Origin of the sequence: Arthrobacter crusticola, assembly GCF_004357995.1 — a bacterium.
GTDB classification, from domain to species: Bacteria; Actinomycetota; Actinomycetes; order Actinomycetales; family Micrococcaceae; genus Arthrobacter_D; species Arthrobacter_D crusticola.
In genome coordinates, this window is sequence record NZ_SMTK01000001.1 from 751,763 (window position 1) to 772,445 (window position 20,683).

24 protein-coding genes are annotated in these 20,683 nt (G+C 65.7%); 15 read left to right on the forward strand and 9 right to left on the reverse strand.

Features of this window, described 5'->3' with window-relative positions; all coding sequences use genetic code 11:
• Positions 1–8: 8 nt before the first annotated feature.
• The 6 genes from E2F48_RS03565 to E2F48_RS03590 all read left to right on the forward strand — a co-directional run bounded on the left by E2F48_RS03565 (position 9) and on the right by E2F48_RS03590 (position 4,496).
• On the forward strand, positions 9–614 hold the full coding sequence (locus E2F48_RS03565; RefSeq protein WP_133402587.1) for a TetR/AcrR family transcriptional regulator: 606 nt from the start codon (positions 9–11) through the stop codon (positions 612–614).
• Between the two features lie 486 nt (positions 615–1,100).
• Entirely contained in the window at positions 1,101–2,249 is a 1,149-nt protein-coding gene (locus E2F48_RS03570) for a zinc-dependent alcohol dehydrogenase (protein ID WP_133402588.1), read from the forward strand.
• A gap of 14 nt (positions 2,250–2,263) precedes the next feature.
• Complete coding sequence (locus E2F48_RS03575) at positions 2,264–2,839, forward strand: hypothetical protein (protein ID WP_133402589.1); 576 nt, start codon at positions 2,264–2,266, stop codon at positions 2,837–2,839.
• Between the two features lie 238 nt (positions 2,840–3,077).
• Positions 3,078–3,236, forward strand: a complete 159-nt coding sequence (locus E2F48_RS03580; protein ID WP_221411603.1) for a DUF1345 domain-containing protein — start codon at positions 3,078–3,080, stop codon at positions 3,234–3,236.
• A 154-nt stretch (positions 3,237–3,390) separates the two neighbouring features.
• The gene (locus E2F48_RS03585) at positions 3,391–3,549 is read left to right on the forward strand and encodes a hypothetical protein (protein WP_246018494.1); all 159 of its coding nucleotides are present in this window, start codon (positions 3,391–3,393) and stop codon (positions 3,547–3,549) included.
• Between the two features lie 209 nt (positions 3,550–3,758).
• Complete coding sequence (locus E2F48_RS03590) at positions 3,759–4,496, forward strand: EAL domain-containing protein (RefSeq protein ID WP_185149779.1); 738 nt, start codon at positions 3,759–3,761, stop codon at positions 4,494–4,496.
• Here the strand turns inward: E2F48_RS03590 and E2F48_RS03595 are convergent.
• The 5 genes from E2F48_RS03595 to E2F48_RS03615 form a co-directional block, all read right to left on the reverse strand.
• Positions 4,468–5,157 (reverse strand): Type 1 glutamine amidotransferase-like domain-containing protein, encoded by a 690-nt coding sequence (locus E2F48_RS03595; RefSeq protein ID WP_133402592.1) that lies wholly within the window; start codon positions 5,155–5,157, stop codon positions 4,468–4,470. The two genes, E2F48_RS03590 and E2F48_RS03595, sit on opposite strands and share 29 nt — an antisense overlap.
• 84 nt (positions 5,158–5,241) lie before the next feature.
• A complete protein-coding gene (locus E2F48_RS17715; RefSeq protein ID WP_133402593.1) occupies positions 5,242–6,342 on the reverse strand; it encodes a zinc-binding dehydrogenase in 1,101 nt (366 codons plus the stop codon).
• Positions 6,339–7,358 carry a Gfo/Idh/MocA family protein gene (locus E2F48_RS03605; protein WP_133402594.1) on the reverse strand — a complete coding sequence of 340 codons (1,020 nt, stop codon included), beginning with the start codon at positions 7,356–7,358 and terminating at the stop codon, positions 6,339–6,341. Before E2F48_RS03605 ends, E2F48_RS17715 begins: the two co-directional genes overlap by 4 nt.
• Entirely contained in the window at positions 7,355–8,482 is a 1,128-nt protein-coding gene (locus tag E2F48_RS03610; protein ID WP_185149780.1) for a glycosyltransferase, read from the reverse strand. Before E2F48_RS03610 ends, E2F48_RS03605 begins: the two co-directional genes overlap by 4 nt.
• 2 nt (positions 8,483–8,484) lie before the next feature.
• Positions 8,485–9,456 carry a glucosyl-3-phosphoglycerate synthase gene (locus E2F48_RS03615; RefSeq protein ID WP_133402595.1) on the reverse strand — a complete coding sequence of 324 codons (972 nt, stop codon included), beginning with the start codon at positions 9,454–9,456 and terminating at the stop codon, positions 8,485–8,487.
• Between the two features lie 199 nt (positions 9,457–9,655).
• Between E2F48_RS03615 and E2F48_RS03620 the strand changes: the two genes are divergently transcribed.
• A complete protein-coding gene (locus tag E2F48_RS03620) occupies positions 9,656–10,339 on the forward strand; it encodes a histidine phosphatase family protein (RefSeq protein ID WP_133402596.1) in 684 nt (227 codons plus the stop codon).
• A 27-nt stretch (positions 10,340–10,366) separates the two neighbouring features.
• On the opposite strand, the gene E2F48_RS03625 is transcribed toward E2F48_RS03620, so the two are convergent.
• The gene (locus tag E2F48_RS03625; RefSeq protein WP_133402597.1) at positions 10,367–11,398 is read right to left on the reverse strand and encodes an ornithine cyclodeaminase; all 1,032 of its coding nucleotides are present in this window, start codon (positions 11,396–11,398) and stop codon (positions 10,367–10,369) included.
• 124 nt (positions 11,399–11,522) lie between these two features.
• On the opposite strand from E2F48_RS03625, the gene E2F48_RS03630 reads away from it, so the two are divergent.
• Entirely contained in the window at positions 11,523–11,954 is a 432-nt protein-coding gene (locus E2F48_RS03630; RefSeq protein ID WP_133402598.1) for an Lrp/AsnC family transcriptional regulator, read from the forward strand.
• 126 nt (positions 11,955–12,080) lie between these two features.
• On the opposite strand, the gene E2F48_RS03635 is transcribed toward E2F48_RS03630, so the two are convergent.
• Positions 12,081–12,428 (reverse strand): Rid family hydrolase, encoded by a 348-nt coding sequence (locus tag E2F48_RS03635; protein ID WP_246018495.1) that lies wholly within the window; start codon positions 12,426–12,428, stop codon positions 12,081–12,083.
• Between the two features lie 77 nt (positions 12,429–12,505).
• Here E2F48_RS03635 and E2F48_RS03640 point away from each other — a divergent pair, with 77 nt between their 5' ends.
• From E2F48_RS03640 to E2F48_RS03670, 7 genes are all read left to right on the forward strand, one after another.
• Positions 12,506–12,883: a winged helix-turn-helix transcriptional regulator gene (locus tag E2F48_RS03640; RefSeq protein ID WP_133402599.1), complete on the forward strand. Its 378-nt coding sequence runs from the start codon at positions 12,506–12,508 to the stop codon at positions 12,881–12,883.
• Between the two features lie 52 nt (positions 12,884–12,935).
• The gene (locus tag E2F48_RS03645) at positions 12,936–13,856 is read left to right on the forward strand and encodes a DMT family transporter (RefSeq protein ID WP_221411604.1); all 921 of its coding nucleotides are present in this window, start codon (positions 12,936–12,938) and stop codon (positions 13,854–13,856) included.
• Between the two features lie 57 nt (positions 13,857–13,913).
• A complete protein-coding gene (locus tag E2F48_RS03650; protein WP_133402600.1) occupies positions 13,914–14,903 on the forward strand; it encodes a hypothetical protein in 990 nt (329 codons plus the stop codon).
• Positions 14,904–14,974: 71 nt separating this feature from the next.
• A complete protein-coding gene (locus E2F48_RS03655; RefSeq protein ID WP_246018496.1) occupies positions 14,975–16,444 on the forward strand; it encodes a sensor histidine kinase in 1,470 nt (489 codons plus the stop codon).
• Complete coding sequence (locus E2F48_RS03660; protein ID WP_133402602.1) at positions 16,441–17,115, forward strand: response regulator; 675 nt, start codon at positions 16,441–16,443, stop codon at positions 17,113–17,115. Before E2F48_RS03655 ends, E2F48_RS03660 begins: the two co-directional genes overlap by 4 nt.
• 239 nt (positions 17,116–17,354) lie before the next feature.
• Positions 17,355–19,163: an APC family permease gene (locus tag E2F48_RS03665; RefSeq protein ID WP_133402725.1), complete on the forward strand. Its 1,809-nt coding sequence runs from the start codon at positions 17,355–17,357 to the stop codon at positions 19,161–19,163.
• Between the two features lie 187 nt (positions 19,164–19,350).
• A complete protein-coding gene (locus tag E2F48_RS03670; protein ID WP_133402603.1) occupies positions 19,351–20,007 on the forward strand; it encodes a 4a-hydroxytetrahydrobiopterin dehydratase in 657 nt (218 codons plus the stop codon).
• 54 nt (positions 20,008–20,061) lie between these two features.
• On the opposite strand, the gene E2F48_RS17460 is transcribed toward E2F48_RS03670, so the two are convergent.
• Together E2F48_RS17460 and E2F48_RS03680 are read right to left on the reverse strand one after the other, a co-directional pair.
• Complete coding sequence (locus E2F48_RS17460; RefSeq protein ID WP_221411605.1) at positions 20,062–20,409, reverse strand: aspartate/glutamate racemase family protein; 348 nt, start codon at positions 20,407–20,409, stop codon at positions 20,062–20,064.
• Complete coding sequence (locus tag E2F48_RS03680; protein ID WP_342772573.1) at positions 20,385–20,630, reverse strand: ACT domain-containing protein; 246 nt, start codon at positions 20,628–20,630, stop codon at positions 20,385–20,387. The genes E2F48_RS17460 and E2F48_RS03680 overlap by 25 nt, the downstream gene beginning before the upstream one ends.
• Positions 20,631–20,683 lie beyond the last annotated feature (53 nt).

A 20,683-nucleotide genomic window follows, 5' to 3' on the forward strand; every position in this document is an offset into this window, starting at 1 on the left:
GTTAAGGTATGCCTCCTAGTCCTGTCAGTGTTCGAGCCATCAGCAGGCAGGCGGTCCGAGCAGAGCTCGCACGCGTTGCGTTCAACGAGTTCTGCGCAACCGGCTTCAATCAGGTCACCTTTGCTGACCTCGCGGGTGCTACCGGAGTGTCCCGAAGCACGTTCCTGCGGTACTTCACGAACAAGGAAGACGTCGTCCTGTTCCTCTTCGATCCGATCGGAGACACCATCGTCGAAGCCCTCGCCTCCGACGCCCGGTCGGACGATGACTGGCATGCACTGCGGCGCGCGTTGAATCCGGTGGTGGACTTCCTCATGCGTGACACAAGCGAAGTCATGGCATTCCTGGACTTGATCTACGAGACACCAGCACTCAGCGCCCGGTTCCGGGAGAAGCAGTTTGACTGGCGGCCGAACATTGTCCGTGAACTGCAACGCAACCATGCCTTACCGGATGCGCAAATCGTCACTCGAGTTCGAGTAGCGGCAGCGATGGAGTGCTTTGCGGCGGCGTTGGCGGCCTGGAGGGAATCAGAAGGACGGGAGGACCTCTCGACGCTGATCGACACCTCCTTCAGGGCCCTGGGTCCCTCCATCGCGATTCAGACCAGCTAGCGGGCTGCGCCGCTGCTCCCCCGGGCTGGAATGTCCATCGACATGTCCCGGTTGCGGGTTCTAGCCGACGCTCCCGATGCGCGTCGCCGAGCATAGGTGCACCTCGGCTCTTTAGCGGACACCGCCCCCCCATGCAAGCGAATCGGTCAGCGCAGACTGTGGGGAGTTTCTCCCTCGACGCCGACTACACAGTAGGCTTACCGTTTTTCTTCATAGATTGATTCTGCGATCAGACAGGCCCAGCAGGAAAACCCGGCGAGTCTGCCGCCTGAAAATTTCATGGCCTAGTTCCTACTCGCGCGAACATGTCGTGCTGCCGTTAAACACCGCCTGCGCATTCTGCAAAAACCGCAAGCGGGCTTCACCAACTACTGCCTGACCATGCAGCCCGAGCCCAAGCTCGCCGGGGTGTACCCGGGTACGGCCTGAAGCGCACTGAGGAAAATTCAATGTTGGAACAATCAAATCCCTGGAAAGGGGGCAGTAATGCGTGCGATGGTGTACCGCGGACCGTACAAGATCCGGGTCGAGGAAAAGGACATTCCGCCAATTGAGCATCCCAATGATGCGATTGTGCGCGTAACCAGGGCGGCCATCTGCGGGTCGGATCTCCACTTGTATCACGGCATGATGCCCGACACCCGGGTCGGGATGACCTTCGGCCATGAGTTCATCGGGGTCATCGAGGAGGTCGGCTCCTCGGTGCAAAACTTCAAGCCCGGTGACCGGGTGATGGTTCCGTTCAACGTCTACTGCGGCACCTGCTATTTCTGCGCACGCGGGCTGTATTCGAACTGCCACAATGTGAACCCCAACGCCACAGCGGTCGGCGGGATCTACGGATACTCACACACCTGCGGCGGGTACGACGGCGGGCAGGCCGAGTACGTGCGGGTGCCGTTCGCCGATATTGGCCCAAGCCCGATTCCGGAGTGGATGGATGAAGAGGACGCGGTGCTGCTCACCGATGCCCTCGCCACCGGCTACTTCGGCGCCCAACTCGGGGACATCGTCGAGGGCGACACCGTCGTAGTCTTTGGCGCCGGGCCGGTCGGGCTGTTCGCCGCGAAGTCCTCGTGGCTGATGGGCGCCGGGCGGGTCATCGTCATCGACCATCTCGAGTACCGGCTGGAAAAGGCCCGCACCTTCGCCCACGCCGAGACCTACAACTTCGCCGAGTACGACGACATCATTGTGGAGATGAAGAAGGCGACCGATCACCTAGGCGCCGATGTGGTCATTGACGCCGTCGGGGCGGAGGCCGACGGGAACTTCCTGCAGCACGTCACCTCCTCGAAGTTCAAGCTGCAGGGCGGCTCGCCGATCGCCTTGAACTGGGCCATCGATTCCGTGCGCAAGGGCGGGACGGTGTCCGTGGTGGGTGCCTACGGCCCGATGTTCAGTGCGGTGAAGTTTGGGGATGCGATGAACAAGGGGCTCACCCTGCGGATGAACCAGGCTCCGGTGAAGCGGCAGTGGCCGCGTCTGTTCGAGCACATCCGCAACGGCTACCTCAAGCCCAGTGACATTGTGACCCACCGGATCCCGCTGGAGCACATCGCCGAGGGCTACCACATCTTTTCAGCCAAGCTCGATAACTGCATCAAGCCGCTGATCATCACCGGCGCCAACTGAAGGAAAGTGCCATCATGCCTTACACCGCGAACAAGCCGACCCGCGCAAGGTCAAGCGAGGAATTGCGTGCCGAGATCCCCGGCTGGGGCGCTGACCTCGACCCTAAGGACCGGCCCTCGGTACCCAGGGAGAAGTTCGACCCGGACCTCAACGGAGCCCGGTGGGAATTCCCGGAGCGCCAGCCCGAGAAATGGCCTCGAGAACGCTCGATCGAGCACAAGTTCCTTACCCCGGTTTTTGGGACCTCGACGCCGCCGAAGGGCCTCTCCGGAGCGATCCGGAAATACTCATACAAAAAATACAGTGAAGGTCGCGCGGCGCACTGGCTGTTGCTGCTCGCCGCGGACCGGGTCGACGCCTGGGAGCACCATCTGGCCTCGTTCGCGACCCTGCGCCCGGACAACCCCATCACCCAAACGGGCGTCCTGAGCGAGTTCACCCGCCACGGCATCGCCTCGCGCACCGGGACGAAACGCGCTGACCTGAACCACCAGTGGATGGATCCGATCATCGTGGGCGGTCCCTGGCTGGTGATGGGTGGGCTCGCCGTCGCCGCGGCCCGCCGGCTCGCCCGACTCCGCCAAACCTGACCCCGTTGCTGCCGGCCCGCCGGCACCATGCGCCGGACCAGCTACCTGCTCTTCGCGGCCGTGGTGCCGGCGGCCTGCAAAGCCTCGAGAGTTGCACCGGCCGTTCGGCAGTGAATCGTTGCCGTATCCCGGGGTCCACCATGAGGGTGCGCAATGCGGGCGCCCGGGCCTTCCCCCCCTTAGTCGCCTCGAGGAGCATCGATGAGCGTTCGTCGATCAAGGCGCTGACTCGTTCGACGTGAAGCAGGAGACGCAACCCACCTACAGCGACTTCGTGTACTTCGCCTTTACCATCGGGATGTCCTTTGCCGCGCCCGAGGTCGAGCCGATCAATTCGGAGATCCGGCGCAAAACGCTTTTTCATGCCCTCCTTTCGTACTTTTCGGCACGGTCCTGATCGAGGTCGCCATCAAACTGGGCACAAACCTCACCCAGGGATAGACCCGATTAGGGGCAAATCCGGCCCGTACACCGTCCGGCGCCTCATGGGACCATATGATATGAGCGAAAACGACAGCGCACATGATGAAGGGCCACCACCGCGGACCGGGGTGAACGATCACGCTTGGGAGCGGGAACACCGCCACCCAACTGCTGAGCAGGCGAAGGCCATTGTCTACCGCCGCAGGGACGCTGAGGCGAAGCTGCGGCAGCATCAGCAGGAGGCCCGGCATAAGGCCGACGAAGAACCGGAAGGGCAGGACGAGTAGGGACGACTCCTTCGGCCCGGTCTCGAACAATCTGAGACATCCCACCGAGGGGGAACGTCCGGCGGCCGCCCCTAAATGGCCCTGAGCCGGCGCTTCCTGCGCGGATTTGGTGTCGTACATGTCTTAGGGTGGACAAAATCCACGGAGGGAGCACCTGCATGGCATGCAGAAGTTGCGCGGCATCACCGAAACCCGGCTTTGAATTCAGCATGGCCTTCCAACCCATCTATGACGCGGTTGGTGAGCGCGTATGGGGCTATGAGGCTTTGGTCCGAGGCGTGTCTGGTGAGGGTGCTTTTGAGGTCCTGTCGAAAATCTCACCGGAACAGCGCTACCGCTTTGACCAGGACTGCCGCGTCAAGGCGATCGAACTGGCATCGCGCCTCTTTCCTGCGGGCGAGGATCTGAAGCTGTCGATCAACTTCATGCCGAACGCTGTCTATGAACCGGCCGCCTGTCTACGGGCGACGCTGCTTGCCGCCGCGCGGTGCAGCTTTCCCACATCGTCCATTATGTTCGAGTTCACAGAGAATGAGGAGGTCACGGACACCGTGCACCTCACCAACATCATCACCGAATACCGCAGGCACGGTTTCACCACCGCGATCGATGACTTCGGTGCCGGCCATGCCGGTTTAGGGCTTCTGGTCGAGTTCCAGCCGGATCTGATCAAGATCGACATGAAGCTCGTCCGGGGAGTCGATACCAGCCCGGCCCGCCGCGCCGTGGTCACAGGCATCGTAGCCATCGCACAGGATTTGGGCATCGCAGTGCTCGCCGAAGGCGTCGAAACCGAGGCGGAGTACGTGTTCCTGAAGGCGGTTGGTATCCGCCTGTTCCAGGGGTACTGGTTCGCGGAACCGGCATTCGAGGAACTACCGCAGGTCGCACCCTCCACCGTCAGCCAGCTCATGATGCTCAGCGCTTCTGCCGGCTCTCGGAATTGAACTGTTCCCAGCGCCCTTCGGAGATGACTTTCACGGTGCCGTCCACGACGGAGATCGCCGTTTGGTCGTCGATCGCATAGGCGGGTCCAGGAATTTCCCCGGCCCACCGACGCGCGCTCTCGGACGTGTTCGCGGACCACCCCGGATAATCCAGGTGAGGAAAGATTGAAAACCCCACCACACCGAGCGCTTCGTCGCCCCCGCTGGGGTTCCAGTCCACGAACTGCGCGCCGATGCGCGGAGTCATCACCATACTCCCAGCGCTCACCCCGACCCAGACGGTGTCAGGGAGGGACGGCAGCAGATCTGCAAGACCCGACTGTCGCATCCAATGCGCCAAGTAGATTGTCTCTCCCCCATCCACCAGGAGAACGTCTGTGTCCAGCACCCAGGGCAGCCAGCGGCTCTTCGCGATGCTCGGTAAAGCGGTCAACTCCAGAACGCCGACCGACTTCCAGCCCAGCCCCAGCAGACCCTGCCGCTCGGGCCCGGGGCCGGCAAGTGTCATCCATACAGTCTGTGGTGAGCACATGGGATGTGCCCATTGCGCGGTCGGGATAAATAAGGCCGTGCAGTCCTCGATGGGCCTGCCGAGCATCTCCACCAGCATCCCTCGAATCGACGCATTGGTGACGCCTCCAGAGGTCAACAGAAGCCTCATTGTCAATTCCTTCCCCTCCGAGCACACGGTCCTCTTGGTTGACCGGCCCACAGGGTAGACGCGTCGGCGACAGCGGATTCGTGGCTAGAGGTATTCGGGGGCCACAGCGAAAACGGCGGTCAGCACGTGCCGTTCGCGCAGCGATACCTCACGCATGAGCAGCGGTGCGTCCTCGTACGGTACGACGTCGGTCACCAGGTGCTTGCGGATCACATCGCCGTGGGAGCGGAGCAATCTGACGGTCTCGGCGGAGAGCCGTGCCCTGTCCCAGTGCCCTGCCAGGCCGCGCGGCACCCGGCCGATCTGCGCGCAGCGCAGGTTCAGCCCGTTGTGATGGAACTCCTCCCCCAGCCGCACGGCGTCCGCTCCGCTGGTATAGAAGGCCAGATCGATGATGGTTCCCTGGGGGCGGGCGGCGCGGAGGGCCGTATGGAGTGCTTCGGCACGTCCGCGGCACTGGAATACGACGTCGGCGCCCCGGTCCGCCGGCCCGTGGCGCCACCGTGTCTTCAAAAGCCTGCCGGGATCGTCGTCAAGGTCCAGAGCGAGGAATCCCAGTTCTTCAGCCACCCGGCGGCGGAGGGGGTCCGAGTCCGCGACGGCGACTTCCCGTGCGCCGAGCGACCGGGCGAACAAGGCGGTCAGAAGCCCGATGGGGCCGGCTCCGGTGACCAGCACCTGACGTCCGTCCACACCGTCGGCGAGGCTGCGGACCTGGCCACCGGTTGCCTCGGCTGCGGCATGCAGCAGGCCGTTGGCACAGATCGGTCCCAGATGTGCCACGAAGACGCCGAGCAGCGGGTCAAGGTCGTCGTCCAGCAGCACAAGGTGTTCCTTCAGCGGGTCCGCCACATGGGCGGTGGCATGCCCGTACGCACTGGCGAGGATATCCCCTTCCGCGAAGGCGGCGGTCCGCGATGCGGCTACCCGGGCGACCTCCATGTAGCCAAGCCGGCGAACCGGGTAGGCAGTGCCGGCGGAGTCCGGCAGGAACAGGCCCAGGTCGGCATCGTGGCGCGACCGCAGCCCTGGGTGGTCCCCCTTCACGAAGGCCAGTTCGGTGCCCGCGGACAGGCCCGTGACGAGGGTCTCGAGCAGCAGACCGCCCTCCGGGACTTCGGGCAGCTGCTCCTCGACAATCTCGAGGACTCCAGGCGCCGGGAGGACGAGGTTCCGGCGCATCATGGCGTCACCCCGGGTGCAGCGGAGCGCTCTTCGGGCAGCTTCACCGGGAGCCCGGTGCGGGCCGATTCAGCGATGGCGCAGCCGAGCCGGTGGCTGCGCAGCGCCTCGGCATAGGGAGCGCGTGTGGTTTCCCGCTCGCCGCGGACGGCCTGGATGAATTCCCGGTCCACCGCTACGCGGGGATCTTCCCTGCAGGCAAGGTCTTTGCGGGAAGTACCGTCGAAGCTGCTGAGGCCGGCTTCCGACACTTCCAGGTACAGCCCGCGGCTCACGGTGTGCAGGGCGGCGCGGTGCTTGGCCGCCAGCACGGACGTTGCGGCCAGCGTCGCGACCGCTCCCGAGGCGAAGCGCATGGTGGCCGCCGTGGCATCGTCGACGTCGTCCGGCTCCGCGCCTGCCCCGCCTGCCGGCAACGTGTCGGCGGCCGTGGTCCCCCGGACGCCGGCGGCGTAGACCTCGACGACCTCTCCGAGGAGGAAGCGGGCAGTGTCCAGGATGTGGGTCAGCTGTTCCACCACCTGGCCGCCGGAACGGTCAACCCTCCCCCACCACGGGACCGGCGGGCGCTTGTCCAGCCAGTAGCCGTTGGCCAGCAAAGCCGGTGCCTCGGCCAGCAGGTCGCGTGCGTGTTCCATAGCATCCATACAGCGCCAGTGGTAGCCGGTGCCCGTGATGACACCGGCGGCCCCGACGAGCACCCCGATTTCCTCTGCGGTTTCCCGGCCCAGGCCGACCGGTTTCTCCACGAACAGGGGCAGCTCCCGGGCGAGTGCGGCGCGCTCGCCCGGACCGTGGGCGAAGGGAGGCACGCACACATAGACCGCGTCGGCCTCCGTCAGGTCCAGCGCCACATCGGGGTCCGTAAAGGCCGGTGCGCCGAGTTCGCGGCCCAGCCTCTCCGCCGCCGACGGGAACGTATCGGTGACGCTGGTGATCCGGACGCCAAGCCCCTGCAGGTTGGAGGCGTGGCGCTGCCCCACCGATCCGGCGCCAATGAGGGCTACGTTCACGGTCATGGGGCCTCCGAGAGCAGTTGGTCGTACAGGCGCAGGTAGCTGGCAGCCATCGCCTCCGGTGTCCAGCCCGACGCCGCCTCGATGCAGTCCTCGGCACGGATACTGTCCAGTTTGTGAAGAAGCCGGGCCAATTCCTGTTCGTCGGCGGCCAGGAACCCGGTGCGGCCGTGCTGCACCAGCGAGGGCAGCACTCCCAGTGGCGTGCCGACGACGGGAACGCCCCGTGATAGGGCTTCCACCACCCCGGTTGCTCCGGGCTCGGCCCATCGGTTGGGCGCCAGCAGCACCCGGGCGGAACGCAGTACGCGTTCCTTCACTTCGCCGCCGATGCCTCCGATCCACCGGTAACGGTCGCCGTCGAGCAGCGGACGGACCTCGTCCTGGAAGTAACCAACATCCGGGTGGGACATCAACTGGGCGTCGCCGGCGGCCAGACGGCGATCGAGCTCCTCAGGATCGTTGATGCCGGCGACCGGCCCGGCGAGCACCAGCGGCAGGCCCGCCTGCCGGCAGATCCGAACGGCTGCGTCCTGTCCCTTGTCCCGGGTGAGGCGGGCCAGCACCAGGGCGTGGTCTGCCTTGTCCGCGTGGATTTCGAGCCCCGGCGGAGCCGCCAACGGGACGACGCCGATTGTCTGGCGCCGTAGTGCCTCCGGAGCCCTGTCCAGCTGGGACTGCGATACTGCGGCGAACCGGACCCGGCCGCGGCCGTCGAAGGATTCGTAGAACGCCTTGTGCTTGGCCAGGTCCCAGTGCATGGTCTGCAGCACCGGCGGAGCCGCCCGGCCCATGGCGGCAAAGACCGCCGGCCCCACGACTTCAAGGTGATCGTGGACGAGATCCCAGCTGCCGCCGTCGTAAATGGCCTTCACAATCCCCTGCATCTGGGCGTGCGCGATACCCGACACCTGGTTGTAGGGCCGGGCGATCGAGGCGAACTGCGGCTCGGCCACGGGGTGGAGATAGCTGTCCGCTTCGATCGTGCTGGTGCCGACAGTGGCCAGGGTGACATGTTGGCCGGCGCGGCGGAGTTCGGGGACCAGGGTGGCGATGACCGTTTCAATGCCGCCGTAGCCGGAGGGAGGAACGGGCAGCCATGGTCCGGCGTTGATGAGGATCCGCATGCTCAGGCCCACTTGCCGGTAGTGAAGGAGTGCTGGCCGATTTCCAGCATCGGGGGGCGTTCGGACACCCCGATGACGGTGCTGTCACCGATGTAGTGTTCGCCGTCACGTAGGAACTGGGTCAGCTCCACGGTGGGCGGGGCGGCCTGGGCGAGCCCGCGCCGGTGCAGCCGCGACTGCACGGTGAGCTGGATCTGCATCGCCATCCTCGCCAGCTCCCCATCGGTGGAGTTGCGGTGACGACGTTCGCCGAGGTCCACCTGGGCCATGCCGCCCAGGCCCACTGTTTCCAGCACATCGATCAGCATGCCGATCTCTACGCCGTAGCCGGAGACAAACGGTATGCATTCGAGCAGGCTGCGGCGGGCGGCGTACTCTCCGGACAACGGCTGGACCACGCCGGCCAGCTGGGGCCAGAACAGATTCAGCAGGGGGCGCGCCACGAGCTCCGTTACACGGCCACCGCCTGCCGGCATGACCCGGACCCCGTTGTCGAGGGGTCGGTCGTAGTAGCTCTTGACGAAGTGGATCCGCGGATCGGTCAGCAGCGGGCCGAGCAGTCCAACCGCGAACTGCGCCTCGAACCCGTGCAGGTCCGCGTCGATGAACACGATGATGTCCCCCGAGGCGATGGCCAGGGACTTCCACAGCGCTTCGCCCTTGCCGGGAATGCATCCGGCGTCCGGAAGGATCTGGTCCTGGTGCGCTATCAGCGCTCCGGCGTTCGCCGCTACGGCAGACGTATCATCGGTGGAGTTCGAATCAATCACGATGAGCTCATCCAGCAGCGGAACTTCCTCCATCAACTCGGCGCGCAGCGCGGTAACAATCGCTCCGATGGTTGCCGACTCGTTCTTGGCCGGAAGCACTACGCTGACGCGTTGGCCCTGCTTGCGCGCCACAAGGTCCCACCGGTCGAACACGCTGCCCTGAAAGCTCCGGGCCGAATACCAATCCTGGACCTCTGCACGCATGCCGGTTCCCTTTCACCAAGGGCGCCGGTGGTCCCCGTCCCGGCTATCGATAGGATCAGCTCGAAGCCTACGGTTCCGCCAGCCCTTTGGGAATAGCTCAGTACCCTTTCGATCCGGGACCGCAGAGCGTCCGGACAGGAGCGGCCTCCCCCATCGGAACCGGCGTTGTTTGGGAAGCCAGCGGCAGTGAGGAGAACTGATGCAGGAGGTACGGGCCAGCGGCCCACGTCCCCGCCTGGTGTTGTGGCGGCATGGCCAGACCGAATGGAATGCGCTTGAGAGGGCGCAGGGCCACGCTGACATCCCGCTCGATGCGACCGGCCTCCGCCAGGCGAGGCGGGCGGCGAACCTGCTCGCGACGCTCAAGCCGCAGTTCATCTGGTCCAGCGATCTGGAACGTGCGCGGCATACCGCTGACGAACTGGCACAACTGACCGGCCTCGAGACTGTGCTTGACAAACGGCTACGCGAATACGACGTGGGCATCCGGCAGGGCACCACCTTTGGGGAGTTCCGTCAGCAGCACCCGGATATCCATCGGAAGTTTTTCACCGAGGAGAATTACCGGGTACCAGGTGCCGAGCTGCCCTCGGAAGTGAACGATCGGATGAAGACCGTGATGAGGGAGGCGGCCCTGACCCTGCGGGACGGCGGAACCGGTGTCCTGGTCGGCCACGGAGCCGCCCTGCGCAGCGGACTGATGGCTTTCTTCGACGCTCCTGCCCACATGCGCGAGATGTTCGCCGGCATGGCCAACTGCGCCTGGACCGTTCTGGAAGAACACGCCGACCGCGGCTGGCAGATCGTCGACTATAACGCCCGGACTCTGCCGGACGCCTCAGCGATGCTGGCCGACGATTTGCCGGCGGAGCACGACAGTTAGGACCAGGCCGAGGACGCCACCGGCGGATCAGGTCAGGATTGGGGCAAAGGACCCGACGAACCCGAAGAGGTCCTTGGGGTCGTCGGGATTGGCCACGAGGTCGATGTCCTCGACGAACCGGGAGCCCTCCACAGCGTCACGGACGAAACGCATGGCCGAGAAGTCTTCGACCGCGAACCCGACCGAATCGAAAACCGTGACCTCCTGCGGTGACGTGCGCCCGGGGGCGGAACCGGTGAGGACCTGCCAGAGTTCGGTGACGGGGAAGTCGGCCGGCAGCTGCTGGATCTCGCCTTCGATGCGGGTCTGCGGGGTGAACTCGACGAAGACGGCGGACCGGCGCAGGATCGCCGGGTCCAGCTCGGTCTTGCCCGGGCAGTCCCCGCCGATGGCATTGAGGTGCATGCCGGGTTCGACCAGGGCGTCGGTGAGAATGGTGGCGCGGGCCTTGTCCGCCGTGCAGGTGGTCACAATATCCGCACCAGCGACGGCCTCGGCGGCGGAGGACGCCACGGTGATTTCGAATCCCAGGGGGGCCAGGTTGCGGACCACCTTCTCGATGGCCACCGGGTCGGTGTCCCACAGGCTGAGTTCCCGGATGTCGAGGGCGCCGCGGAAGGCGAGGGCCTGGAACTCCGCCTGGCTCCCGGCTCCGATCAGGGCCATCCGCCGTGCGCCGGGCCTCGCCAGCGCCCTCGCTGCGAGGGCCGAGGTGGCCGCGGTTCGCAGCGCCGTCAGGATTGTCATCTCGGTCAGGAACGTCGGATAGCCGTTGGAGACATCGGCCAGCACCCCGAAGGCGGTGACGGTCTGGAAGCCGCGCGCGGGGTTGGAGGGGTGCCCATTGACGTACTTGAAGCCGTAGGTCTCGTCGTCGCTCGTGGGCATCAGTTCGATCACCCCGAACGGGGTGTGGCTGGCCACACGCGGCGACTTGTCGAAGCTTTCCCAGCGCAGGAAGTCTGCCTCGAGGTAGTCGACGAGGCCGGCGATCACGCTTTCGGGCCCCCGGCTGGCCACCCAGCGGGCCATATTGCGGACATCGACAAAACGCGTCACGAGCGCCTCCTTAGTGGTCTTGGGGAAAGCTTAGGCCGAGTTCTTTTGCACACTCAATGAGCGGGATGCCGGCTTTCTGCTCAGTAGCTGAGCATACTGACGCCCGTCGATATACCTTTTGTACATGGCAACTCTCGATGACCTCGACCGCCGGCTCCTCTCGGCCCTCCGTGAGGACGGCAGGGCCTCGGTGGCGAGCCTCGCACGGACCCTCGGGGTGGCGCGGGCAACGGTGAACAGCCGGCTCGACCGCCTCGTCGCGACAGGCACCGTGGTGGGATTCTCCGTCCGGGTCCGTGATGAGGTGGACCCACTGGCCATCCGGGCGGTGTCGATGATCGCGGTTGAAGGGCGGGCCACCGACCGGGTGATCCGACAGCTTCGGGGCCTGCCGGAGATCACCACCCTGCACACCACCAACGGCGGGTGGGACCTCGTGGCGGAACTGCGCACGGACAGCCTCGCCAGGTTCGATGCGGTGCTCGGGCAGATCCGCTCCATCGAAGGAGTCGTGAACAGCGAGACGAGTCTGCTCCTCAGCTCGGTGATGCGCTAGCTGCACCCCCTGGCACTTGTGCCAACAGCGACGCCGGGGAGCGGCTCGCACCGGCTGGTCAGTCAAGGATGGCGGTGGCTTCGACCTCGACGAGAACGTCGGGTTCGAATAGGGATTCCACTCCTATCAACGACGCGACGCGGGAGGCATTGGCAGCGGCAGTTCGAGTTCCTCTCCGACGGAGTCGATGCCCGCCATGAAGGCATCAATTTTTTCAGGGGCCCAGCCCGTCACGTAGAAGGTGAGGCGGACGACGTCATTGAAGGTGGCGCCGGTGCTGGCCAGGCCTTCGTGGACGTTGCGGAGGGCAGAGGCGACCTGCCCGGCGAGGTCGTCTGGCTTCTCCGGTGCTCCGTCCTGGTTCGTAGCGACCTGGCCCGCGATGTACACGTGGCGGGTGCCGGTCGCAACGGCGACGTGGTGGTAAGGGGTTGAGGGCATCATGCCCTGGGGGGAGGACAGGCGAACGCTCACGGAAATCTCCTTCAGCTGGTGGTTGGTATCCTTAAGGTACTTGGTATGTTTTGGACACTTCAACGAGACTAGGTTTCATGCCGGATACTGATGCCCATTCCACGGACCGCTTTGAGCTGAGTGCGCCGCACCGGGAGCTCCTCGATCAGGTGCTCGATAAGTGGTCGCTGCAGGTGCTGGCAGAGTTGTGTGAGCGGCCCTGCCGCTTCAATGAGCTGCGCCGGGCCATTCCGGCAGTTACGCAGAAATCATTGACCGGCACCCTGCGCCGGCTTGAACGCAATGGAGTCGTCGAACGCGTCGTTCTCGACGCCCGGCCTGTAGCTGTGGAGTACCGCATCACGGCATTGGGCAAGACCCTTCGAGCGCCGGTCGATACGATCCTTGAATGGGCGGTGGTTCATCTGCCCGGAATCGAGGCGGCGCGCAGCCGCTACGACGCAAGCGTCAACTGAACCGTCCGATTCCCGCCAGTCCGGCTGTATGGGTTCCGGTAGGCTCCCCTCCATGACCCCGATGAGTAACGCAGGCCTTGCGCTGCGGTTCGTGCTTCTGGCTGCTGTGTGGGGTTTGAGCTTCCTGTTCATCAAGGTCGCGCTGGAAGGTATGTCCCCTCAGCAGGTCGTACTCGGGCGGATGGTCCTGGGCGCCGTAACGCTGGCGATCGTGGTCGGGGCCGGACGACACCGCCTTCCTCAAGGCCTTGCCGTCTGGGCGCACCTCTTCTTCATCTCACTGTTTCTCTGCGTCATCCCTTTCACGCTGTTCGCTGTGGCAGAGACCGAGATCGATTCCGGTCTCGCCAGCATCTACAACGCGACGACACCGCTCATCACCGGGCTTATCGCCTTCGCTGCCCTTCCTGGAGAACGGCTGACACCCCGGGCCGCCGTCGGCATTCTGACCGGCTTCCTTGGGGTGGCCGTCGTCGTTGGCGTGTGGAGCCTTGGTGCTTCAGCATCGAGTCTCCGCGGTCAGATGCTCTGTCTCGGGGCGACCCTGTGCTACGGCATCGCCATGGTGTGGATCCGGAAGTTCATCAGCCCCCTCCGTCTCCCTGCCGCGTCGGTGGCGTTCGTCCAGGTGGGCCTCGGCGCCGTGACCACACTCGCCCTCGCTCCGGTCTTCTCGACCGGACCCGTTCACCTCAACGTCCCCATTGCCGTCGCCATGCTCGGTCTGGGGTGTCTGAGCACCGGAATGGCCTATCTCTGGAACACCCAGATCATTGCCGGCTGGGGGGCGACCATCGGCTCCTCCGTCACCTATCTCACCCCGGTGGTCGGCGTCGTCGCAGGTGCGATCGTTTTAGGTGAGTCGCTGACCTGGCATCAGCCGCTCGGTGCCCTGATCATTCTGGCCGGTGTCGTTCTCTCCCGATCAAAGCCCAGGGCCCGCTTAGCCGGACAACGGGTGAACGCGTATTAGCGCCCAGCCCCATCCGCTGGGAAGGGCGGATCGACCCGTATATCGAGGAGACGAGCGATGAGCGACGACATAGCCTGGCTGCTGGATACCGATCCGGCGATCCGGTGGCAGGTGCTCCGTGACCTATCCGAGGCGCCTGCGGCCGCTGTCGCAGCAGAACGCACACGGGTAGCCGAGACCGGCTGGGGGAAAAAGCTCCTCGACCTCCAGTCCAACGGGCAATGGGCCGGCGGAGCCTACTATCCAGACCGCGGCTGGCGTCCACCACAGCCGATGGTTGGTGACCCGGACGGTCAGCCCTGGACCGCAACGCTGCCGACCCTGAGGTTGCTTCGTGACTTCGGCATCGACCCGACCCACCCCGCCGTCCGGGCAGCACTGAGCGGGGTGCGACAGCACTGCACCTGGGAGTATGCCGGTGAACCGTTCTTCGACGGCGAGGTCGAGCCGTGCATCAATGGAGGAACCGTCGCGATCGGAGCGTACTTCGGCGAGAACGTCGACGGGATCGTCAACCGGCTGCTTACCGAGCAACTCGATGATGGCGGGTGGAACTGCGAGGCCGAAAGTGGCTCCACCAGATCATCGTTCCACACCACAATCTGCGTGCTGGAGGGGTTGCTGGAGTACGAACGTGCCGGTGGAACGACGCCGGTCGCGGATGCCCGGCGCCGCGGTGAGGAATACCTTTTGGCGCGTAGCCTATACCGTCGTGCAAGCACCGGGCAGATCATCGACTCGAACTGGCTGCAATTCTCGTTTCCGGTGCAGTGGCACTATGACGTTCTGCGCGGACTCGATTACTTCCGGTCCGTCGGCGGCCCGTGGGACCGGAGATTGTCCGAGGCCTTCGGGCTGCTCCGCGACAAACAGCAGCGCGATGGCAGCTGGCTGCTGGAAAACACGCACCCCGGGCTGGTCCACTTCGAGATGGAGGCGGGCGATAGCAGGCCGAGCCGCTGGAACACCCTACGCGCACTCCGCGTCCTGCGCTGGCACGACACCGATCAAGCCGAACCCAGGGCCCCCGGCAGCGGCGAGTCCTAGGAGGAGTGGAGCCTCTGCCGCTCGGGGGTCCGGATAGGTCCCAGGAGCGGATGACCTGCGAGGATTACGGGATGGCTCGATTAGCGGCACCGGAACTTGGCCGTGTGCGTACCCTCGTTGGATTTGCTTTGGCATTGGCTCTTCCGCCGCTCTTGGAGTGGGGCACGTTCGCCGCGGGTGGCGATTTCCTGGCCGCCGACGTCCTGCTGCAGGTCGCCGGCGTGGTGGCGGTTGCGTTGGTCGGCGGGCTGTGGCCTGCGCTGCTGGGCGCGCTGTGGAGCAGCCTGATCCTCAACTACTTCTCGACGGAGCCGTTCGGCTCCCTGGAGATCGCCGACGCCGAGAACCTGCTCACCCTGGTGATTTTCGTGGCCGTTGCGGTCTCGGTGTCCCTGGTGGTCGGGCTTGCGGCCCGTCGTTCCCGGGAGGCCGCCATCGCGTCGGCGGATGCCGCGACGCTGGGTGAACTTGCCCGGGGCGTACTGGCCGCGGAGGACACACTCCAGGGCTTCCTGCGCCATGTCCGCACCCATTTCGGCATGGCAGGGGCGGCACTGTTCGTCCAGAATGAGGGGGACGACGCCCGCGCTACCGGGCCCGGCACGTGGACAATGCTCGCCATGGACGGCACGCCGTCGGCTTCCCAGGGAGGGGATCCGCCGGGGCGTGGGACGGCCGGCGACGGGGATGCTGCAATCAGTGTTCCCGGTGGACTGAAGCTGGTGCTATACGGCCGGACGCTGACATCCCGGGAACAGCGGCTGCTGGTCGCCTTCGGGTCCCAGCTGGCGGCGCTGCGTCAGCGTCAGCAGCTGCTCGCCAGCGCCGAGGAGAACCGCCGTCTGGCCGAGGGAAACATTATGCGCACCGCGATCCTGCGGGCGGTCTCCCACGACCTGCGAACACCGCTTGCCGGGATCAAGCTCGCGGTCACCAGCCTGCGGCAGCCCGGCGTCGACTTTCCCCCTGAGGAAGAGGACGAGCTGCTTGGCACTATCGAGGCCTCGTCGGACCGGTTGGCGTCGCTGATCGATAATCTGCTCGATATGTCGCGGCTGAGCGGCGATGCGGCGACCGCGCATCTGGGGCCCGTGCACTGGCAGGACGTGGTGGGCGCCGCCCTGCGGGGGATGCCGTCGGAGAATGTGCGGATTCTGCTCGAGCCCAACGCTCCCCCGGTGCAGGCGGACTTCGGCATGCTCGAACGGGTCGTCGCCAATATCGCCGAGAACGCACAGAAGCACGCAGGCAGCACCGACGTCGTGGTCACGTCTGCGGTTTCCGGAACCCTCGGAAGCTTCCCGGCGGGCGAACTGCGCATCCGCGACCATGGACCCGGAGTCGGCGCGGACGGGATGGTGCGCATGTTTCAACCCTTCCAGCGCCTCGACGATGCCGGCCCCTCCGGCGTGGGGCTGGGCCTGGCGGTCGCCCGCGGGTTCACCGAGGTGATGGGCGGGGAACTGTTTGCCGAACCGGCACCGGGTGGAGGCCTGACGATGATCATCCGGCTGCCCCTTTCAACGGGGGTTCGGCCGTGACCACGGTGCTGGTGGTGGAGGACGAACCGCAGCTGCTGCGCGCGCTGCAGATCAACCTGCGCACCCACGGTTACCACCCGGTGACCGCCGTCGACGGCGCATCCGCCCTTTTGGCCGCCTCCGAGCACCGCCCCGACCTGGTGCTCCTTGACCTGGGACTGCCGGACATGGACGGGGTGCAGGTCATCGCCGGCCTGCGGGCCTGGACCCAAGTGCCGATCATCGTGCTGTCCGCCCGCCACGGTCCCGAGGACAAGGTCGAGGCACTGGACGCCGGGGCCGACGACTACGTGACCAAACCGTTCGGCCTCGAGGAGCTGCTGGCGCGCCTGCGTGCAGCCGAACGGCGCTCTGCCGTGGCCCCGGGGACACCCGTGGTCACCACCGCCGACTTTCAACTGGACCTTGCCGGCAGGAAGGCCGAGCGCCGCGGCGAACAGGTACGCCTGACCCCCACCGAATGGCGGATCGTCGAGCTGCTGGTGCGGAACCCCGGCCAGCTCGTCACACAACAGAAACTGCTGCTGGAGGTCTGGGGGCCGGCCTACGCCCGGGAGGTGCAGTACCTGCGGGTGTACCTGAACCAGCTGCGGCGCAAGCTCGAACCGGACCCGGCCCGTCCGCGCTACTTCATCACCGAAAGCGGGATGGGATACCGGTTCGAGCCCTGATCGCCGCCGATCTGCCTGCTCGCCTGCAGAAGGCCTCAGCTATCAAGGTGTTAAGGATCCATCAAGAAGCACGGGTGCCCCATCAGGCCGGGCGTAGATTCGAGCCCGTGAGCGCAACCCTAGAGCAAGTCGTCCAGTCCCGCCGGGCCCGCCGGCTCGGCCACTGGCTTCTCGACGACGAGAACCAGCGCCGGCCCCAGCGCCGGCCCCGATCCACCGTGCAGCCCTGGTGGAAAGTCATGTGCCTGACCGGGGTGGACTACTTCTCCACCCTCGGGTACCAGCCGGCCATCGCCGCCGCCGCGGCCGGCGCACTGGCCCCCATCGCCACGCTCATCCTCGTCGCAGTCACCTTGTTCGGTGCACTGCCCGTCTACAAGCGGGTGGCCCGCGAAAGCCCCAATGGCGAGGGCTCCATTGCGATGCTGGAGAAGCTGCTGCCCAAATGGAAGGGCAAGGTGTTCGTGCTCGCCCTGTTGGGCTTCGCCGCCACCAGCTTCATCATCACCATCACCCTCTCCGCCGCCGACGCCACCGCCCACCTGATCGAAAACCCCTTCGCGCCCTCCTGGCTGCACGGTCAGGAGGTGGCCGTGACCCTGGTGTTCCTGGTTCTCCTCGCCGTCGTCTTCCTCCGCGGGTTCCACGAGGCGATCGGCATCGCCGTGGCCTTGGTCGCCACCTTCCTCGCCCTGAACCTCGTCGTCGTCGTGACCGCCGCCGCGCGGATCACCGCCCATCCCGAACCCATCGGCAACTGGTGGAGCACCCTCACCGCCCAGCACAGCAACCCCCTTGCCGTGGTCGCCGTCGCACTGCTGGTCTTCCCCCGGCTAGCGCTCGGGCTCTCGGGGTTCGAGACCGGCGTCGTGGTGATGCCACAGATCAAGGGCGCCCCGGGGGACACGCACGACCTGCCTCTGGGCCGGATCATCGGGGCACGGAAACTGCTCACCTCGGCCGCCGTGATTATGAGCGGCTTCCTGATCACCTCGAGCTTCGTGACGACCCTGCTCATCCCTGCGGACGAGTTCGAGGAGGACGGGGAGGCCAGCGGCCGCGCCCTGGCCTACCTCGCCCACAGGTACCTCGGCGAGGGCTTCGGAACGCTCTACGACGTCAGCACCATCGCCATCCTCTGGTTCGCCGGCGCCTCCGCTATGACCGGGCTGCTCAACCTCGTGCCGCGGTACCTTCCCCGCTACGGCATGGCCCCCGCGTGGTCGCGGGCCGTCCGGCCTATGGTTCTGGTGTTCACCCTCATCGCCGCCGCGGTCACTATCGCTTTCGAGGCCGACGTCGAAGCCCAGAGCGGCGCCTACGCGACCGGGGTGCTGGTGCTGATCACCTCGGCATCGGTGGCCGTGACCTTGTCCGCCCGCCGCCGTGCCCAGCACCCGGCCGCGCTCGGCTTCGGGATCATCTCCCTCATCCTGATCTGGACCACCCTCACCAACGTGTGGGAAAGGCCCGACGGCGCCGGCATCGCCGCCCTGTTCATCCTCGGAATCCTCGTGGTGTCCTTCGCCTCGAGGGCGCGCCGGGCATTTGAGCTGCGAGCCGCCGCGATCACCCTCGATGACCAGGCGTTGTCCTTCGTCGCGGCACAGGACTCCGGACAGATCTCGCTGATCGCCCACGAGCCCCAGCGGCTCAACGCCGCGGCCTACCGCCGCAAATTCCAGCACGCCTGCACCGTCAGCCACCTCAGCCCGTCGGATGAGCCCTTGTTCATCGAGGTCATCGTCGATGACTCGTCCGAGTTTGAGACGCATCTCCAGGTCCGCGGGGTGACCCGGCACGGGTTCCGCATCCTCCAGGTCCACAGCTCCAACGTGCCCAACACCATCGCCGCCGTGATGCTGCACCTCCGGGACATCACCGGACTCATGCCGCACGTCTACTTCCGCTGGACCGAAGGCAACCCCCTGGTCAACCTCGTCAAATTCCTCATCCTCGGCGAAGGCGAAATCGCACCCGTCACCCGGGAGGTACTGCGCGAGGCCGAACCCGATGTGTCCCGCCGGCCATGGGTACACGTAGGCTGACCCGGGACATCCAAGGATCCATCCCCCTTTGCCGCGGGTGTGCGTACTATTCTCAGTCATTTAGTTGAGCGCGGGCCGCAGACGCTGTCCGGATTGGTCGACCGCCGGGCTTTCGATGAACTGTTTCTGGCTCCCATCCCGGCCCATGCGGCAGACTCCAATTAGTCGAAACCCGGAGGAGAAAACCATGCCAGCAGGAGATGTTTTGAACCAAAAGCAAATCCAAGCAAATCTGCTCGAGCTGCCGGAATGGCGCTACGGTCTGGGTGCCTTGCGGACGGCCCTTAGATGTGAATCATCCGCCACTGCCTTGGATCTGCTTTCCACGATTGGCGGGCTGGCACAGGAAACCGACCACCACCCCGATGTTGACTGGCGGTACGACACGCTGTTCGTTACTCTCACCTCCCATGATGCCGGAGGCAGGGTGACGGCGCGTGACGTGACGTTGGCCCGCGCGATATCGACGCAGGCCCAGGCCGCTGGCGCCACGCCCCGCCCGGAACTCCTGCGCACCGTGGAGATAGCCATCGACACCGATGCACCGGAAGCCATCTCGGACGTCTGGCGAACTGCACTGGGCTACAAGAGGCGGGAAGACGGAAGCCTGACCGATCCCTATGGCAGGGGTCCGGCCATCTGGTTTCAGGAGACCCAAAGTCCCAACGTGAATCGTCTTCACGTGGACGTCACCGTCCCCTTCAGCGAAAGCGCCTCGACTCTGGATTCCCTGGCAAGCGTTGGTGCAACACTCGACCATGACCACGCGCCCATGTGGGTAGTGGCCAGTGACGCCCAAGGCAACCGGCTGTGCATCAGTACCGAGGCCGGACGCGGCGACTAGCTGGGCGCCCTGCCGTGACCGGCAGGTCTTTCCAACAGGTCATGCAACGGGTCCTCACCTCCGACTACCTCCCCATGCCGACCACGGAACCGGATACCTACCCGTTGAATTTTGACTGCGGGCCGCACCACCTCTGAATCTGACCATGCCGGAGCCCCGGTCCTGTTGCGGGATGAGGGTGTACTGGCCGGGAGCCTTTCCTGCACGGGCTGGGGGGGTTGCATCGATACGGCTGCGGTCAGCATGGAAGCCCAGCACGCCGACGCGGCCGCGGTAGGCGAGGGCAGCCGCTGCTGCAACGGACCCTGCTCCGATGACAGGAATCCCGACGGCGGCACGGGTTTCCTCGAGTCCGGGATCCGCAGCGCAGCCGATGATCAGGGCGTCGACCCGTCCTGCCATCTCACGGGCCAGCTCAGTTCACCCGGCACGGATAGCACCAGTTCATCGAGGCTTCCGCCGACCGTGCGGTGTGCGTGGATTCCGAGGATGTTGATGTTCAGTTGGGTCAGCTGGTGGGTGATCCGCTTGAGGGCACCGGGCCGGTCCGCCAGGACCACCCGTATCCGCCAGAGAGCGGGTGCCGCGGCCAGCCTACCCCGGGCGACGCAGGGCAGGGGCATGGAGCCTGGGAACGAAGCAGGCGCATCACCGACGGCTCGGCGACCCAGATCAC

Bases quoted from the DNA above. Each gene is read 5' to 3' on its own strand.
- E2F48_RS03615 (WP_133402595.1), bottom strand. From the start codon at position 9,456: ATGCGTGCAGAGGTCCAGGATTGGTATTCGGCCCGGAGCTTTCAGGGC.
- E2F48_RS03640 (WP_133402599.1), top strand. From the start codon at position 12,506: ATGCCGGATACTGATGCCCATTCCACGGACCGCTTTGAGCTGAGTGCG.
- E2F48_RS03630 (WP_133402598.1), top strand. From the start codon at position 11,523: ATGGCAACTCTCGATGACCTCGACCGCCGGCTCCTCTCGGCCCTCCGT.
- E2F48_RS03650 (WP_133402600.1), top strand. From the start codon at position 13,914: ATGAGCGACGACATAGCCTGGCTGCTGGATACCGATCCGGCGATCCGG.
- E2F48_RS03565 (WP_133402587.1), top strand. From the start codon at position 9: ATGCCTCCTAGTCCTGTCAGTGTTCGAGCCATCAGCAGGCAGGCGGTC.
- E2F48_RS03620 (WP_133402596.1), top strand. From the start codon at position 9,656: ATGCAGGAGGTACGGGCCAGCGGCCCACGTCCCCGCCTGGTGTTGTGG.
- E2F48_RS03605 (WP_133402594.1), bottom strand. From the start codon at position 7,358: ATGACCGTGAACGTAGCCCTCATTGGCGCCGGATCGGTGGGGCAGCGC.
- E2F48_RS03595 (WP_133402592.1), bottom strand. From the start codon at position 5,157: ATGAGGCTTCTGTTGACCTCTGGAGGCGTCACCAATGCGTCGATTCGA.
- E2F48_RS03670 (WP_133402603.1), top strand. From the start codon at position 19,351: ATGCCAGCAGGAGATGTTTTGAACCAAAAGCAAATCCAAGCAAATCTG.
- E2F48_RS03680 (WP_342772573.1), bottom strand. From the start codon at position 20,630: ATGCCCCTGCCCTGCGTCGCCCGGGGTAGGCTGGCCGCGGCACCCGCT.
- E2F48_RS03570 (WP_133402588.1), top strand. From the start codon at position 1,101: ATGCGTGCGATGGTGTACCGCGGACCGTACAAGATCCGGGTCGAGGAA.
- E2F48_RS17715 (WP_133402593.1), bottom strand. From the start codon at position 6,342: ATGATGCGCCGGAACCTCGTCCTCCCGGCGCCTGGAGTCCTCGAGATT.
- E2F48_RS03590 (WP_185149779.1), top strand. From the start codon at position 3,759: ATGGCCTTCCAACCCATCTATGACGCGGTTGGTGAGCGCGTATGGGGC.
- E2F48_RS03610 (WP_185149780.1), bottom strand. From the start codon at position 8,482: ATGCGGATCCTCATCAACGCCGGACCATGGCTGCCCGTTCCTCCCTCC.
- E2F48_RS03665 (WP_133402725.1), top strand. From the start codon at position 17,355: ATGTGCCTGACCGGGGTGGACTACTTCTCCACCCTCGGGTACCAGCCG.
- E2F48_RS03655 (WP_246018496.1), top strand. From the start codon at position 14,975: ATGGCTCGATTAGCGGCACCGGAACTTGGCCGTGTGCGTACCCTCGTT.
- E2F48_RS03575 (WP_133402589.1), top strand. From the start codon at position 2,264: ATGCCTTACACCGCGAACAAGCCGACCCGCGCAAGGTCAAGCGAGGAA.
- E2F48_RS03645 (WP_221411604.1), top strand. From the start codon at position 12,936: ATGACCCCGATGAGTAACGCAGGCCTTGCGCTGCGGTTCGTGCTTCTG.
- E2F48_RS17460 (WP_221411605.1), bottom strand. From the start codon at position 20,409: ATGGCAGGACGGGTCGACGCCCTGATCATCGGCTGCGCTGCGGATCCC.